Origin of the sequence: Acetobacter estunensis, from assembly GCF_011516945.1 — a bacterium.
Lineage (GTDB): Bacteria > Pseudomonadota > Alphaproteobacteria > Acetobacterales > Acetobacteraceae > Acetobacter > Acetobacter estunensis.
Genome location: NZ_WOTH01000033.1, coordinates 15,875 through 32,505, shown reverse-complemented (window position 1 = coordinate 32,505; position 16,631 = coordinate 15,875). Strand labels below are relative to the sequence as shown.

Here is a 16,631-nt window from a genome sequence, read left to right as displayed (position 1 = left end):
TCAAGGAGTGGCGCGCTGTCGCAACCAGATATGAAAAAACAGCAACGTCGTTCCTCGCGGTCATCCACATCGCTGCCGCAGCAGACTGGATCAAGCCCTAACAGGCCCTAGTCTTGCATGTTGATGTTATAATGTTGCGCTTTGACACACTATAACATTTTTTGTTGTTTGCTTTGGTGTGAGAAAGAGAAGAAGTATTTCGGTTTTGGAATGTTCAAGGAAATACTTGGATATCTGGGGCTGGAATCGCGTATGGAATATCCGGGTAAATCGCTGAGTCGTAAAACGATTTTGGTCGGATCTGGCGTTCTTTTCCTTATTCTGACGGCTCTGGCCCGGTTTCATGTGGGATCGGGCGATTACGCCATTGTTGAAGCTTTAAATACGCTGGCAAACCGATCTTATATTATTGATGCATTCTTGTACTGGTTTACATCCGACGGTGTGACTGTGGCGGTTGTTGTCGCAGTCCTGTTCGGTCTGTGGTTTGCGTATCCCTCTCGGACAGACCGCAGCATTATTTTGTATGGACTCGTTTTTTCCATGCTGGTCGGCACTCTGAGCCGGTTGGCGCAACTTGCCGTGCGCGGTCATGTGCGGCTCTTGCATGATGCGGATGTGCATGTGGTGCTGCCTTTGCCGGTGGATCCGACATCTCTGACAGGCTGGGGATCGTTTCCCAGTGATCATGCCGCTTTGCTTGCGGGTCTCGTGCTGTCTGTATGGCTGATTTCGCGTCGTATTGGTCTGGTGCTGATAGGCTTTGCCGTTCTGGTCAATCTTTGCCGGATCTATTTCTGTATACATTATCCGACCGATGTGCTGGCGGGTTCGGCATTGGGCGTTTTTGTTGTGGAATTGGGTTTGCCTCTGATCCGGTCTTACCCTGTTCAGGCGACTCTGGATTTTGAACAGCGTAGGCCCGGCGTTTTTTATGGTCTTTTCTTTTATGGCAGTTTTTCCGTTGCCAGCATGCTGCTCAGTGTGCGCGATGAAGCTCAGACCATCAAACACGCGATCAAAGCCACGCTTCATATTCCAAGGCATCATTATGGTGAGATGGGTGGGAAAAACGGCGGGTGTGAGGGTGTCGTATCGGGAGAGAGATAGGGGACGTTTCTCAATCCGCTGATGATAGTTTTTTCACCGCATGGCATCGTCTATCAAGCTTGTAGGTGTTTGCGTTGCCCTCAAGCGAAAGCCATATTGATTTAAGTATAGCAAATTATCGACAGTCCACACCGAGTCCAATGCACATGACCACGACTGTCATGTGCATTTTCTCATTCATTGTTCAATTTCAAAGCTACAGCACCTTCAGATAAAACAATAATATCAATATGTTATGAGAAAACATATTTTAGTTTCGAGATAAAAACATTTTTATGTTGCAATGATCGGGATTCCACCGGAGAATGAGTAATACGATTTTCCTTATTCGTATTACTGGAGTCTGTCCATGCGCCTGCTCTCGTCTCTTCGCAAAGTCCTGTTTGCTGGCGTCTGCGCTGTTGCGACTCTCGCCTCAGCGTCCGCCGCGACATTGAAGATCGGTTACAGCGACTGGCCGGGCTGGGTGGCATGGCAGGTGGCCATCGATAAGGGGTGGCTGAAAGATGCTGGCGTGGATGCCGATTTTCAGTGGTTCGATTACAGCGCTTCGCTCGATGCGTTCTCCGCGCACAAGCTGGATGCCGTCATGGCCACGAATGGCGACGCTCTGGTGACGGGCGCGAACGGTCATAAAGGCGAGATGATCCTCGTCACCGACTATTCCGACGGTAACGACATGGTGGTGGCCCAGCCGGGAATCACTGACATGCAGGGCCTCAGGGGTAAATCGATCGCGGTGGAAGAGGGCCTGGTCGATCATCTCCTTCTGCTCACGGGTCTGGAAAAAGCCGGTATGAGCGAGAAAGATGTGAAACTGGTCAACACCAAGACCAATGAAACACCGCAGGTTCTCGCTTCAGGCGAGGTCGCGGCTGTGGCGGCTTGGCAGCCCAATGCCGGGCAGGCCCTGCATATGGTGCCCGGCGCGCGTCCGGTGTTCACGTCACACGAGGCGCCCGGTCTGATCTACGACACGATTGTCGTGGATCCACAGTCCCTGCATGACAATCGGGATCAGTGGCAGCGACTGGTCGGTGTATGGGATCATGTCGTGGCCTACATCAACGATCCGAAGACACAGCCCGATGCCTTGCGTATCATGGCGGCCCGAACGGGTATCGCTCCTGATGCTTACAAGCGTTTTCTTAAGGGGACACATCTGTTGACGATTGCGGATGATAAGGCGGTTTTCACAAAGAAGGACGGTCTGGATTCGCTCTATGGTTCCACAGCCGTCTCCGACTCCTTCAATGTTCGTTATGGTGTCTATAAGATTTCGCAAAATGTGGATAGTTACATCGACCCGTCTTTCGTAGAATCTGCGAAATAAGACTGAGGCAGGAGACCGCCATGCAGGGCTTTTCCGCCTCCTGGAGATTGTATGGTCGGACCGACCGGACAGCGCGTGGCGTATTCGGTGTTCTGGCGGTGCTCCTGCCTTTACTCGCATGGAGTGCTGTGAGTTACTTGCCTTTCGTGTGGCATCCACAGGTGCTCATTACCGATCCCGGCGGCGAAGATTATCTCGAATCCGGCATGCGGATGAATCGTGCAGATTTCAGTCGTGCCGTGGGCGAGATGCGGACAAAAAACCTGCCTGTTCCACAGGGGGTTGCGACAAATCCCGTCTATCTTCCTTCTCCGGGTGAGGTGCTGACGGCCTTTGGTCGCGCCTTCACGTCCTCGGCTCCGACGGGTGCGGAGCACTCCATCACGCAAGCCTTTGGGCACAGCATCCAGATCATTTTCTGGGGGTTCGTCATCTCTTCACTGATCGGTGTGCCACTCGGAGTGCTGTGTGGCGCTTTGCCTGCCGTGGCGCGTCTTGTTGAGCCGTCGGTGGATTTTTTCCGTTATCTGCCGGCCCCCGCCTTCGGTGCGCTCGCAGTGGCCATTCTTGGTATCTATGATGCGCCCAAGATCGCCATCATCGTTATCGGCACGCTGTTTCAGCAGATACTGGTCATTGCCAACACCACCCGCAAGCTGGATTTCGCGCTGATCGAAGCGTCTCGCACGCTCGGTGCGAAGGGCTTGAAACTGCTCTTTCGTGTGGTGATACCGGGCATTCTGCCCGATCTTTACCGCGATCAGCGTATTCTTCTTGGCTGGGCATGGACATATCTGATCGTGGCGGAACTGATCGGCACGTCTTCGGGTATCACCTGGTTCATCACCCAGCAGGCACGTTACCAGCATTTCGACAATGTGTATGCCGCCATGGTCCTGATCGGCATTGTCGGGTTGGGCACGGACATGGTGCTTGGTTTGCTGGCGCGCAGACTGTTCACATGGAAAAGGGAGAGTGACGGATGACTGAACATTGTCTCCCTGACTATCGCGTGTTGCCGCCAGATGTCGCCGAACGCATGGCGCAGATCAGGCAGCGCGAATGTGTGATGGAAATCGATCATGTTGGAAAAGTCTTTGCCCAGAAGCGCAATAAGACCGTAGCGCTTGAAGATATCGAGTTCGGCGTTCACCGGCGCGAATTCGTCTGTGTTGTCGGTCCTTCGGGTTGTGGCAAATCGACCTTGATCCGTATCCTTGCCGGACTGGAGGATGCTACCACAGGCCGCATTCTCGTGGATGGAAAACCGGTGAATGGCCCCGGTCCCGATCGTGGCATGGTGTTTCAGAAATATACGCTGTTTCCATGGCTGGATGTTTGCCGCAACGTGATGTTCGGCATCGAAATGGGCGGCACGGATCGCGTGGAAGCGCGACGTCAGGCCATGCAATGGCTTCAGCTGGTGGGGTTGGAGCAGTTCGCCACGTCTTTCCCGCATCAGCTTTCAGGCGGGATGCAACAGCGTGTGGCCATTGCCCGTGCGTTGGCGGCACGCCCCCGCGTGCTGTTGATGGATGAATCTTTCAGCGCTCTGGATGCTCAGACACGGCTGAAGATGCAGAACTATCTGATGGAGATCTGGCGCAAGATCGACATCACCATTGTTTTCATCACGCACGATCTGGACGAGGCCATTTATCTGGCGGACCGGATCCTTGTGCTCAAGCCCCGTCCCGGTCGGGTGGAGGAGGTGATCGAGGTGCCGCTTTCACGCCCACGTAGGGCGGCGCAGATGGCCTCGGACGAATTTCTCGCGACAAAGGCCCATCTGGAGGCGCTCATCCGATCCTTTGGTGATACCACCGAGGAAACGAATGAAGGAGGGGAGGATTTCGACATTCCGCTCCTCACCCTCGTGACAGACAAGGCGGAGTAGGACGCGCAGTGATGAGCAGTCGGGAAACAAAAGAACAGGTCAGCCGTGTCAGCATTTCGCTGCCGCCGGGAATCCTGCATGAACTGGACGCCATGGTGGCGGAGAAGGGCTATGCCAGCCGTTCGCAGGCCATCCAGAATATCCTGCATCAGGAGCTCATGGCGTCGCGTAAAGACAGCGCGGATGAGCTGATGGCGGGTGTCATCATTCTCTTCTATAACAACGCCGCAACCGGACTTTCCCAGAAACTCGCTGAACTGCAATACGAGAATCTGGCTGAGGTTATCAGTTCCCTGCACGTCAACCTTGTGCGTCGTCAGACGCTTGAAGTTCTTCTCGTGCAGGGAAAGGTGAGAAAACTTCAGGAAATCGCAGACCAGTTCATGACGCAGTCCGGCGTCATTTCGGGAAAACTTCATCTCATCGCGTCCCTGATTCCGCCTGTCCATGAGAAGGGGCGTGCGCCTGCCCTCGACATGACCCCGTGCTGACAAATGTGTTTTCAAATTACTCCGTAATATAGGAGCGTTCCATGCAGATCGACCAACAGACTCCCGAGTGGTATCGCGCCCGCTACAACCAGCTTCGCGATCAGGCGCTTCTTGCCGAGAGCAGCGCACGTCCAGCCTTTACACCCATTGAGATGACGGAAAGTCGCGTTCTCCATCGCGAAACCATTCCGGGGGGGTGGTACTGGAGCACGATCCTGCCGCGTGGACAGGCTCTTCGCCTGATTAACACGTCTGGCAATAAGGGTGTGTCTGTCGCACTCTGGAATGCAGACGATCACAGTGAGCGGTACAACGCGGGCGACACCATCAAGCTGCAATGGACCACCTGCCTGACGACAGGCCGCGTTCTGTTCTCGGACATGGGACGTGTGCTGGCCTCCATCATTGGTGATTCCTGCGGATTCAGCGATACGCTGGTGGGGGGGAGTACACCCCAGAGCAACGCACGGAACTTTGGCAATGCCGGTCTCCGCAACACGCGCAACAATCTGCGCTTGATCGCGGGCAAGCACGACATGGCGCAACATGATGTCACCTCCTGCATCAGCTTTTTTTCGCATATCAGCACGCAGGTGGATGGCAGTTTCCGTTGGATTGAAGGCGATGTGCGGGCGGGTGATCATGTCGATCTGCGCGCGGAGATGAATCTTCTCGTTGCTGTCTCGAACTGTCCGCATCCTTTGGCGCCGGAAAAAACGTTCGAGCCCGGTCCGATCGATGCCGTGCGCTGGCAGGCGCCTCCCTTCAAGCCGGATGATCTGTGCCGGACGTTTTGTGAGGAAGCCCGTCGCGGTTTCGAAAACACCGATCCTCTTTTTGTCTGATCCGAAAGCCAGATCCATGCCAGAATATGACATCAGTAAGGTTTTCTCGACCATCACTCTCGATCAGGTCGTAGCGGCTCGTGTGCCGTGGTCAGGAGTGGTCCGCAAGGGACAGGTGCTGCGCATTATCGATCTTGAAAGCCAGCAGGCGGTGGACGCCCTGTTCTACAACGCTCATGCCTATCATGAACGGTACAGTGCGCAGGATACGCTGGTGAATCAGGGGGCTGCCTATATCGGCAAGGGTGGGCGTCTGTTTTCCAACGAGGGCAACGTCCTCATGACCGTTGTTGAAGATACCTGCGGGCGACATGACACGCTGGCAGGAGCGTGCAGTTGTGAATCTAATACCGTACGTTTCGGTCATGAGACGAAATACATGCATGCCTGTCGTGAAAACTTCCTTCTGGAAGTGGGAAAATACGGTATGAGCAAGCGTGATATCGTCAACAACGTCAATTTCTTCATGAATGTTCCCATCATGCAGAATGGCGAACTTGTGATTGATGACGGTCTTTCCGCTCCCGGTGGTTTCGTCGATCTGCGCGCGGAAATGGACACGCTCGTGGTGCTGTCGAATTGCCCACAGGTCAACAATCCCTGCAACGGTTTCACGCCCACGCCAATCCGCGTGGTCATCGGTGATCCCGCTACCATCTGACATACCGGAAGATCCGCCATGTTCACTAAGGTTCTCATCGCCAATCGTGGAGAAATCGTCCGGCGTGTCAGCCGCACGCTTCGGCGCATGAACATCGCATCCGTTGCGGTGTGCTCGGAAGCCGATCGCTTCACGCCTCCCGTTTTGGAAGCTGATGACGCTGTGCTGATCGGGCCGTCTGCGGTGACGGACAGTTATCTGAACATGGACGCCATTCTGGATGCCTGTGCCAGCACGGGGGCGCAGGCAGTCCATCCCGGTTATGGTTTTCTGAGCGAGCGCGCGGAATTTGCCGAAAAACTGGCTGAGCGCGGTATTCGTTTCATGGGGCCGCGCCCGGAGCATATGCGCGCGTTCGGCCTCAAGCACACGGCACGCGAACTGGCCAGCCAGAACAACGTGCCGCTTTTGCCGGGTTCCGATATTCTCGGCACGGCGGATGAAGCCGTAACTGAGGCCGGGCGCATCGGGTATCCCGTCATGCTCAAGAGCACGGCAGGCGGTGGTGGCATCGGCATGCAGGTCTGTCATAATGAGGCTGAACTGCGTGACTGTTTCGCAGCCGTCTCGCGCATGGGAGGCAACAATTTTGGTGACGCTCGCGTCTTTCTGGAGAAATTTATAGCTTTTGCACGCCATGTCGAAGTGCAGATCTTTGGAGACGGGAAGGGGAATATTCTCACACTGGGTGAGCGCGACTGTTCGCTTCAGCGCCGTAACCAGAAGGTCATTGAGGAAACGCCGGCACCTGGTTTGTCGGATGCGACGCGCAAAGGATTGCGTGAAGCTGCCCGCGCTCTCTGCGCTGCTGTTGCGTATGAATCCGTAGGCACAGTGGAGTTCATCTACGATACCGAAAGCGGGGAGTTCTATTTCCTTGAGGTGAATACGCGCCTTCAGGTCGAGCATTGCGTCACGGAAGAGGTGTTCGGGATCGATCTGGTGGAATGGATGGTGCGTCAGGCCGATGGCAGTTTGATCCTGCCATCGCAGGACAGCCTTATTCCGCAGGGTGCGGCGGTGGAGGCCCGCGTATATGCCGAGAATCCAGCAGAGAACTTCCGTCCGTCAACAGGCCGTTTGACAGAGGTACATTTCGCACAGGATGTGCGTGTGGACGGATGGATTGAGACCGGAACGGAAATTACGCCTTATTACGATCCAATGCTGGCCAAGGTCATTGCGCGTGGCGCCACACGCGAGGAAGCATTTCGTAAACTTAACGAGACGCTCTCAGTCACCCGTATCGGTGGCCTGGAAAGTAATCTCGATTATCTGCGCACCATCACCGCTGCTCCCGCCGTGCTTGAGGGGCAGGTTTTCACCGGTCTGCTCAACAGTTTTTCTTACATGCCGACAACAATCGAAGTCATTGCTCCGGGTCTGCAATCCACCGTGCAGGATTGGCCGGGCCGTATCGGATATTGGGACGTGGGTGTTCCGCCCAGCGGACCGATGGACGATCGCAACTTTCGACTGGCCAATCGCATTGTGGGCAATGCAGACGGTGTAGCTGCCTTGGAGTTTACGGTTTCCGGGCCGGTTCTGCGTTTTAATGCACCAGCTACCATTGGTCTGGTGGGGGCATTCATGCCCGCTACACTGGATGGCCGAGAGCTACCTTACTGGGAGCCGATTGAAGTTCTTGCCGGTCAGGTTCTGGCTTTCGGGCAGATCAAAGGTGCGGGACACCGCACTTATCTGGCCATTCGTGGTGGCATTGATGCGCCGCTTTATCTTGGATCGCGCGCTACGTTCATGCTCGGTCAGTTCGGCGGTCATGCGACCGGTCAGCTTCGCACGGGAGACGTTCTGCGGCTTGCGGTACCTCAGGCCGACGCTCTGCCAGTCACCACCATTCCGCAGGAAGATCGTCCGGAACTGACACGCACATGGGAGCTGGGCGTGCTGTACGGCCCTCATGGCGCACCGGATTTCTTTCGCGACGAGGACATCGCGGAACTGTTTTCCAGCGAATACGAAGTTCATTTCAACAGTGCGCGCACAGGGGTCCGGCTGATCGGACCCAAGCCCCGCTGGGCCCGTACGGATGGTGGTGAGGCAGGGCTGCATCCTTCGAACATTCACGATAACGCCTATGCCATCGGCGCAATCGACTTTACCGGTGATATGCCCATCCTGCTCGGCCCCGATGGTCCGAGCCTGGGTGGCTTTGTCTGCCCCGCCGTGCTCACGCGCGATGAGTTGTGGAAGATTGGGCAACTCCATCCGGGCGACAAGGTGCGTTTTCGCCGAGTGCAGCCGCAACCGGTGAGTGTCGCTTTCCTATCCACGCCGATTGAGGGTGACAGTCCCATTCTGCTTCGTTCCGAAGGCGAGATTCCGGTTGTGTATCGTCGCGCGGGTGAGAACTATCTGTTGCTTGAATTTGGGCCGCCGGAACTTGACGTTACGTTGCGTCTGCGCGCCCAACTGGTGCTGGAACGCCTGAAAACCGAGGCGGTGAAAGGGATCATCGATCTGACACCCGGTATCCGCTCGTTGCAGATTCACTATAACCCCGATGTCATCTCGCTGTCCTCGCTTCTGGAAGTTTTGCACACCATCGAACAAGCGCTTCCTTCGGGCGATGACGATATCGTGGTGCCAAGTCGCATCGTGCATTTGCCTGTCTCATGGGATGATGAGCAGGCGCGACTGGCCATGCAGCGTTATCAGGAACTCGTGCGGCCCAATGCGCCGTGGTGTCCCTCCAACATCGAGTTCATCCGGCGTATTAATGGATTGCCTTCCATCGAGGCGGTCAAGGAGATCATCTTTAACGCCTCTTATCTCGTGATGGGGTTGGGGGATGTCTATCTTGGTGCTCCTGTCGCCACGCCGATCGATCCGCGTCATCGTCTTGTGACGACCAAGTACAATCCGGCTCGTACATGGACGCCGGACAATGTGGTGGGCATTGGCGGTAGCTATATGTGCATCTATGGCATGGAAGGGCCGGGCGGTTACCAGCTTTTCGGCCGCACCACACAGGTCTGGAATACATGGCGAACGACCGATGTGTTTCACGAAGGTAAGCCGTGGCTACTGAGATTTTTCGATCAGATCCGTTTCTATCCTGTCTCGCATGATGAACTGATGGAGGCCCGCGCGGCGTTCCCATATGGCCGTTTTTCCGTAAAGATCGAGAAGACGCAGTTCAGTCTGCGCCATTATCGCGCTTTCCTTGAAGCTAACAAGGAGGAGATCGCCGCGGCTCGCGCCCGTCAGCAGGCGGCCTTCGAGGCGGAACGACAGGACTGGATTGCGAAGGGGCTCGATACCTTCGAGGAAGAAACGAACGACAATCAGGCCGATGAGTCTATCCTTCCTGAAGGGCATATGGGTGTGGACAGTCCGGTGCCCGGCAGCGTGTGGCAGCTTCCCGTAAACGTGGGCGATCATGTGAAGGTGGGGGACACGGTTGCAATCATCGAGTCCATGAAGACGGAGATGAAAATCGTCTCGCCAGCAACCGGCGTCGTGACCGAGATTCTCTGTCGTAAGGGGCGAGAAGTGCGGGGCGGCGAACGAATCATGGTTGTCCGCACAAACTGACTTTCTATGAGTGGATCTGGGCTGAGAGAACAGGAAAACATCATGAACCTGCCAAACATGTTGCAGATAGAATCCCTTCTTTCCGCCTGTCGTGCCGAAACACTTACGCCGACAGATATCGTGCGTGAAGTTGTTGCGCGCATCAATGCTTATGCCGTCAAAGATCCCGCCGTCTGGATCAGTCGTGTTCCGACAGAACGCCTTCTCGCTCGTGCAGTCGAACTGGAGGGACAGCCTGCTGCCGATCTGCCGCTTTATGGCATTCCGTTTGCAGTGAAAGACAATATTGACGTTGCAGGTCTGCCGACAACGGCAGCCTGTCCTGCGTTCGCTTATGAGCCCAGTGAAAGTGCTGAGGTTGTGCAGCGTCTGGAAGCTGCCGGAGCCATTGTCATCGGCAAGACCAATCTTGATCAGTTTGCGACCGGTCTTGTCGGGATGCGCTCGCCTTATGGTCAACCGCATTCCGTGTTTAGTCCTGAGTATGTTTCGGGTGGTTCAAGTTCCGGTTCGGCTGTGGCTGTTGCGGCCGGATTGGTGTCGTTTGCGCTTGGAACGGATACAGCGGGTTCGGGACGGGTTCCGGCGGCGTTCAACAACATCGTCGGACTCAAACCGTCACGCGGTATTCTCAGCACGTATGGACTCGTCCCCGCTTGTGAATCTCTTGATTGTATATCGGTTTTTGCGGGTTCTACGTCCGATGCGTGGAAAGTGGAGCGGATTGCGGGAGCGCCAGACGAGCGGGCACCTTATTCACGTGCGCTGTGTTCGCGTCCTTTGCCGCTCACGACATTTCGTTTCGGGATTCTGCGGAAAGAAGATCGCTTTTTCGATGGTAATGAGGGAAATGCCGTCCTCTACGCCCGGGCCATCCGTCTGCTTGAACAGCTTGGGGGCACACCTGTCGAACTGGATTTTGCGCCTCTCAAGAATACGGCAGCGCTGCTCTATAGTGGACCTTTCGTCGTCGAACGGCTTGCGGCCATAAAGGAGTTTCATCGCACACATCGAAAGGATATGGATCCCACCGTTGGCACCATCATTGACGATGCTGAAAAATATACCGCCACAGATGTCTTTGAGGGGATCTATCGTCAGCATGGTTTTCAGCAAGTGGCACAGCGTATGTGGGCTGATTTTGACGTCATGCTGCTGCCGACCGCGCCGCGTATCGTCACGAAACAGGAAGTCATTGATCGGCCCATTGCGGCCAATAGTCTGCTCGGGGCATACACGAATTTCGTGAATCTGCTCGATATGGCGGCCTGCGCTGTTCCTGCTGGCTTTGCGCCAGATGGCCTTCCTTTCGGTGTGACATTCGTGGCTCCGGCTTTTACGGATGAGGATCTGGCGGCACTGGCTGGACGTTTTCACGAAGCTTTGGGTGAAGCCGTTGGGGCCGCGCGCACGGATCGCCCCATGGGGGAAAAAGCGGAGGAGATCCCATCCAGTGAGCGCGTGCTTCTGGCTGTGGTTGGGGCTCATCTGAAAGGATTTCCCCTGCATTGGCAGCTTGAGCAGGAGCACGCTGTCCTAAGAGCCACTACACGCACCGCACCGGACTACCGGCTTTTTGCGCTGCCCAATGCGACGCCACCCAAGCCCGGACTGGTACGCGAGCGAGGTTTTGTGGGAGAAGGGTTGGAAGTGGAGGTCTATGAACTGGATGCCGCAGGCTTCGGACGTTTTGTCGCCTCCGTTCTGCAACCGATGTCCATTGGACGGATTACCTTGGCGGATGGAAAGGAAGTCTGCGGGTTCCTCTGTAGCGAAGCCGTGGCTCGCAGTGGCACGGACATTACCGAGACGGGTGGCTGGCGGTATTACATGACGGAGCGGTGATCCTGCTGCGTGGTTTGAAAGTTATTTGTGTTTTTGTGCCTAATTCATGAAATCAAGATGGATGATTGTCGCATGCGAACCGCGTTTGATCGCAGCGTCGCAGAGGCGATGATCCACATCGCCGTGGCAGACGTTATGCTGCGGCGCTATGCTCTCATGGACTATTCGAGGTTTCCTGCCTGTCAGGGCGCCAAGACATCCTGATCCGCCGTAGTGCGCGTCACCAGAAGCTGGTTGATGCGAAAACCTTCGACGTCCACAACTTCGAAACGGAAACCGGCCGCATCCGTGTGATCGGCCTTTCGGGCCATACGTCGCAGGCGATGCATGACGAAACCCGCGATGGTGTCGAAATTGGTGCTGTCGGGCAGGTCCGTCACGCCGAGTTCGCGAATGACGTCTCCAATGGGGGCGGCGCCGTCGATCAGCCATGAGTTGTCATTGCGTCGGACGATGAGCTGTTCCTCGAACGGTGTGGCCAGACCGTCCGTCAGTGCTCCCATGATGTCCTTGTAGGTGATGAGACCCACGACGGTTCCGTATTCACTGATGATGAGCGCGAAGCCTGTGCCCAACGTATCGAGCTGCGCCAGCGTATCCCACAGGTTGAGCGTCTCGGGCACGGACAGCACATCGCGGCGCAGACGGGTAAGGGGGGCGGCATTGGCGTCGGTTGCGGCCGCAACGATGATGTCCTCGATACGGATGGAGCCGATGACGTGGTCCAGACCGCCTTTGCACAGCGGGTAGCGTGAGTAGGGATGCTGGAGCGCCTTCGCGCGTTGGCTTTCCACGGATTCGAGAATGTCGAGATAGACGATTTCGTCACGTGGCGTCATCGCGGAACTGACGGAGCGGTCCTGAAGTCCCAGCACGTTCTGGATCATCAGATGTTCCTGTTCCAGCAGGACGCCCGAGGCGGTGCCGGCGGCAAGGATGGCGCGGAGATCTTCGGGCGTGACCGGTTCCACGGCGGACGCTGCGGGAATCTTGAGCGCCCGCAGGAGTGCGTCGGAGATTTTCGAGAAGACCCAGACGAACGGAAAAAGCAGATGCAGAGCTGTCGCGGGAAACCAGCCGATGGCCAGAGCAATGCGATCCGGTGCATTCATGGCGATCCGCTTTGGCAGCAGATCGGCAAAGATGACGAAGGCGGCGGTAATAAAAATGAAGCTTGCGGCGGAGCCAAGACTGTCGGCGGTCGTGGCGGAGAGCCCCCAGCCGGAGAAGATCGCTGAAATGGCCGGGCTGAGCATATCCGAACTGATGATACCACCCATGATGCCTACGGCATTGAGCAGGATCTGGAGTACCGTCATCACCTGACCGCTGTTGCGGCGCAGAGCGAGGAAGGCGGTTGCGCGTTCATCTCCCGCCTCAGAGCGGGATCGTAGTCGGACGTCGCGGGCAGCGGCGAACGAGATCTCGGAAAGCGAGATGAGGATGTTGATGGCAATGAGCAGGACGACAGCGAGGACGCCCATCAGAAGCAGGAGCAAGGGACACCGGTTTTGTTGGCGATCATACCCTTATGGAGCGTGATCTGTGGGACACCCTATACTCTGTCACGAGCACAGATTTCCAGTTCTCCTTTTTGTGCCCGGTATTTTTTGCAGGAAGGTAAACGCGGGGCGTGTGCGGAAAGGCAAGCCCGAGTGAAATGAGTGGCTTTCATGACGAGATGCAATGCGTGGTGTTGCACGCCGGGCCACGGCAAAACGCCCGTCATGTTCCGTTGAGACGGTGTTGCTCTTGCGGCCGGGTGCAGACGAATGTTGGGGTGTGTTTGGTGATTATTTGAGGATGCATGCGAGAAACCGGCTTTTTATCGAGACGGAAGCCGCGATGAACTGAGGTCGTGCAGGCCTCAGTTCATCCACCGTTCATGGCATCGCAAGTGGTAACTTTTTCGCAAAATATGCGCGTGTCACCACTGACCCAGAAGGGAGTTCGCCGAATCCCGGGTGGCCTTGAGTTGGTCTTTCTTCTGTTTCCATGCATCGGTTGCGGCCTGCTCACGGTTGGAGACGCCGTCGCGATAGCTGTTGATGCGATTGTTCACGCCATCCTTTTCCTGCTGCCAGGAGTTGGTGGCCGACTGCTCACGCTGAATTAGACCGTTACGATAGTCGTTGATGCGATTGTCCACGCCCGAAGTGGTGTTCTGCAGATTCTGGCGCACCGCGTTTTCACCGGACTGACGCGCGGCATCGAACATGGATTGACCGATCGACTGCCAGCCACCTCCGCCATCCGAGGTCTGGGCGCGCAGATCGGTCGCTGTGACGGCAAGGGTCAAAAGGGTAAGGGTGGTGAGACCTATCTTTTTCATCAGCAACATCCTGCTGTTATTCCAAGGCGTAGTTTGCGAGACCGTATCGGCTGGTAATACGGCATACCCGTTTCAAAATGTAAGAATGAACCGTCTTTTTGTTGGAAAAACGGCGATCCTGCTCTTTCAGGGCACGTCCCGGGGAGCCGTCAGAGTGGACAGCACACGGGCGTCGAGTTGCTGGTTCTGGGCCGCCCATTGCATGGAGGCGCCGGAGGCGTCGAAGGACGTGTCCACGCCATCTGGCGTCAGCAGTCCGAAGACCTGAAAATATTGCAATTTGTCAGGGCGGATGGGCTGGCCGTTCCAGACCCAGGTTTCCGAACGCCCCACCATGGCCGCCACTGTCGCGCAGGGCTTTGCCTGCGTGAGAGAGGCGGGGGCGGTGGTGATGAACGCCTCGGTGCGTTTTTCGCCCTCGACCGTGTTACTGGCCAAGGCAGTGGGCGGCCCTTTCGAATAGCCCGCGAATACGAAAATCGTGTCAGCCGGAACCCCAATCGGTCCGTTGGCGAAAAGCTGATGCCACGCGGCCGCGTCGATCGGGTCCTGCTGGGCGCAGATACGGACCTGCTGCGCTGTGGCTGTGCCAGAGAGAACGAGCAATCCCACCATCGCTGTAACTGCCCGGTGCATGCCGCTTTCTCCTCCTCCGCTGCCCTTGGTTCCGCTGCAAGCAAGCATGATGAGACGTGCGCAGGAAGCGGCTGACGCACATGGCTGGTGGACGGGTGGCCGAAGCTTGTCCGTTCAGCGGGTGGCGGAGTGAAGGAGGGAGAGAATGTCCGTGGCGGCGGCATCCGCCGGATCCAGATGGTCCGGTCCCTCAAGGCCGCGCAGAAGTTCGGTAAATCCCGCTTTCTGCCGCGCGCGCTGGATGGGGTCCGTCATAAGCCGCACCACGGTTTTGGCCAGTCGGTCGGGGCGGCAGTCCTGCTGCAGAAGTTCGGGCACAAGAGCGTGACCCGACAGCAGGTTCACCATCGCGACATAGGGCACGCGGATCAGTCGGCGGGCGAGAAAGGCGGTGAGGGGATTGACCCGATAGGTCACGGCCATGGGCACGCCCGCCAGCGCAAGTTCAAGAGTGGACGTGCCGGACTTGGTGAGAGCGGCGGCGGCGGCGGCGAAGGCGTCGTGCTTGTCTGCCAGATCGGTTACGATCACCGGGCGGACAGGCCAGTCTGCCGTGGCCTTCAACACCGCTTCGGCCACGACCGGCGAAACCGGAATGACCGGCACCACGTCCGGCAGACGCTGGCGCAGAAGTGTGAGCATCGCGCCAAAGACGGGCAGCAGGCGTGGTGCTTCCGAACGGCGGCTTCCGGGCATCAGCACCAGCACGGGCGCTTGTTCGGGGATGTGATGGCGGGCGCGAAAGCGGGCGGCGTCTCCCGTGTCTGCGCCGGACTGGAGCACGGGATGCCCCACGAAGCGGGCCGCGAGGCCATGGCGGCGGAAGAAGTCTTCCTCAAACGGCAGAAGCACCAGAAGCCGGTCCCACAGGCCGGGAAATTTTTTCACCCGGTGTTCGCGCCACGCCCAGACCTGCGGAGCCACGTAATGCACACGGGGGATGCCCAGATCCTTGATGCGGCGCAGCAGGCGCAGGGCAAAACCGGGACTGTCTATGGTCACGACAAGATCGGGACGCTGGCGCTCGATGTCGGCCACAGCCTGATCGAGGCGACGGGACAGATGACGGATGCGCGGCAGGATTTCGACCAGCCCCATCACGGCAAGGTCGGGCATGGGAAACAGGCTGCGTAACCCCGCCTGCTCCATGCGTGGACCGCCGATGCCTGTGAAGCGAGCCTGCGGGCAGCGATGCCGGAGCGCTGCCATCAAGCGCGCGCCCAGCACGTCCCCGCTGGCCTCCCCCGCGAGAAGCCAGATCAGTGGAGCCTCAGGGGGAGACATGGGTGAGGACGTGGAAATCAGGGGCAGCGGGACGCGGCGAAGGTGGTCTTGGACGGACCAAGCACATGGAAGCGCAGGCGCGCGGCGGCGGCGGCCAGTCGTGCTCCGTGGCTTTTCACCTGAAGGTGGATTTCGGTGCCGTCGCTGTTCTGCAGCGCCATGCGTCCAATGCCGCTGCCTGCCGTAGCCTCGGAGGCCACGGCCCAGAAGGTGGTGTCGAATTTGTCCAGCGAACCCAGATCGCTGATGGTGCCTTCGGCGCAGGCGCTGGAATAGCCGATGGCCGGGCCGCCACCGCCTTCGACACGGATGTCGTAATCCTTGCCGCGATAATGCAGCAGGCCGCGACCCCACGCGTAACCCGGTCCCAGATTGGCCTGACGAATGTTGAAAACGAGTTTGTCCTCGGAGTCGGTGGAGGCAAGAGTGCTGCCTGCATCCTGTGCGCCCGGAGTAGCGGCCAGAGCGGTGGTGTCCGCAAGGCCTGCAAGACCGCTGACGGTGATCGCAACGGTTGCGGCCAGAAACTGTCGGGTCAAGGCGGAACTCCTCATTTCGCATCGTCCGATGAAACGATGGTGGCCCGTCCGGATGCGTCCGACCGTAATGGTCGTGCCTGCCGATTTCGGGGAATCCTCT

General features: G+C 57.3%; 14 protein-coding genes and 1 pseudogene. 10 read left to right on the top strand and 5 right to left on the bottom strand.

Translation table 11 applies throughout. The features are described from left to right. The 10 genes and pseudogenes from GOB87_RS12920 to atzF form a co-directional block, all read left to right on the top strand. Positions 1–101: pseudogene (locus tag GOB87_RS12920) on the top strand (IS5-like element ISMex42 family transposase); the annotation flags it as partial. A gap of 109 nt (positions 102–210) precedes the next feature. Continuing rightward, complete coding sequence (locus tag GOB87_RS12915) at positions 211–1,110, top strand: phosphatase PAP2 family protein (RefSeq protein ID WP_166317567.1); 900 nt, start codon at positions 211–213, stop codon at positions 1,108–1,110. 349 nt (positions 1,111–1,459) lie between these two features. Continuing rightward, a complete protein-coding gene (locus GOB87_RS12910; RefSeq protein ID WP_166317564.1) occupies positions 1,460–2,443 on the top strand; it encodes an ABC transporter substrate-binding protein in 984 nt (327 codons plus the stop codon). A 20-nt stretch (positions 2,444–2,463) separates the two neighbouring features. Then, the gene (locus GOB87_RS12905) at positions 2,464–3,429 is read left to right on the top strand and encodes an ABC transporter permease (RefSeq protein WP_166317561.1); all 966 of its coding nucleotides are present in this window, start codon (positions 2,464–2,466) and stop codon (positions 3,427–3,429) included. Next, entirely contained in the window at positions 3,426–4,340 is a 915-nt protein-coding gene (locus GOB87_RS12900) for an ABC transporter ATP-binding protein (RefSeq protein ID WP_166317558.1), read from the top strand. Before GOB87_RS12905 ends, GOB87_RS12900 begins: the two co-directional genes overlap by 4 nt. Before the next feature lie 11 nt (positions 4,341–4,351). Then, the gene (nikR, locus tag GOB87_RS12895; RefSeq protein ID WP_166317555.1) at positions 4,352–4,831 is read left to right on the top strand and encodes a nickel-responsive transcriptional regulator NikR; all 480 of its coding nucleotides are present in this window, start codon (positions 4,352–4,354) and stop codon (positions 4,829–4,831) included. Positions 4,832–4,872: 41 nt separating this feature from the next. After that, on the top strand, positions 4,873–5,676 hold the full coding sequence (locus tag GOB87_RS12890) for an urea amidolyase associated protein UAAP1 (protein WP_166317552.1): 804 nt from the start codon (positions 4,873–4,875) through the stop codon (positions 5,674–5,676). A gap of 16 nt (positions 5,677–5,692) precedes the next feature. Continuing rightward, a complete protein-coding gene (locus tag GOB87_RS12885) occupies positions 5,693–6,337 on the top strand; it encodes an urea amidolyase associated protein UAAP2 (protein WP_166317549.1) in 645 nt (214 codons plus the stop codon). Between the two features lie 18 nt (positions 6,338–6,355). Further along, on the top strand, positions 6,356–9,895 hold the full coding sequence (gene uca / locus GOB87_RS12880) for an urea carboxylase (RefSeq protein WP_166317546.1): 3,540 nt from the start codon (positions 6,356–6,358) through the stop codon (positions 9,893–9,895). Positions 9,896–9,937: 42 nt separating this feature from the next. Continuing rightward, complete coding sequence (gene atzF / locus GOB87_RS12875) at positions 9,938–11,740, top strand: allophanate hydrolase (protein WP_166317543.1); 1,803 nt, start codon at positions 9,938–9,940, stop codon at positions 11,738–11,740. 182 nt (positions 11,741–11,922) lie between these two features. On the opposite strand, the gene GOB87_RS12870 is transcribed toward atzF, so the two are convergent. The 5 genes from GOB87_RS12870 to GOB87_RS12850 all read right to left on the bottom strand — a co-directional run bounded on the left by GOB87_RS12870 (position 11,923) and on the right by GOB87_RS12850 (position 16,531). After that, the gene (locus GOB87_RS12870; protein ID WP_166317540.1) at positions 11,923–13,239 is read right to left on the bottom strand and encodes a hemolysin family protein; all 1,317 of its coding nucleotides are present in this window, start codon (positions 13,237–13,239) and stop codon (positions 11,923–11,925) included. Positions 13,240–13,667: 428 nt separating this feature from the next. Then, positions 13,668–14,072 carry a hypothetical protein gene (locus GOB87_RS12865; RefSeq protein WP_166317537.1) on the bottom strand — a complete coding sequence of 135 codons (405 nt, stop codon included), beginning with the start codon at positions 14,070–14,072 and terminating at the stop codon, positions 13,668–13,670. Between the two features lie 126 nt (positions 14,073–14,198). Further along, a complete protein-coding gene (locus GOB87_RS12860) occupies positions 14,199–14,708 on the bottom strand; it encodes a hypothetical protein (protein WP_166317534.1) in 510 nt (169 codons plus the stop codon). 114 nt (positions 14,709–14,822) lie between these two features. Beyond that, a complete protein-coding gene (gene lpxB, locus GOB87_RS12855) occupies positions 14,823–15,992 on the bottom strand; it encodes a lipid-A-disaccharide synthase (RefSeq protein WP_166317531.1) in 1,170 nt (389 codons plus the stop codon). Between the two features lie 17 nt (positions 15,993–16,009). Beyond that, entirely contained in the window at positions 16,010–16,531 is a 522-nt protein-coding gene (locus tag GOB87_RS12850; RefSeq protein ID WP_166317528.1) for a hypothetical protein, read from the bottom strand. Positions 16,532–16,631 lie beyond the last annotated feature (100 nt).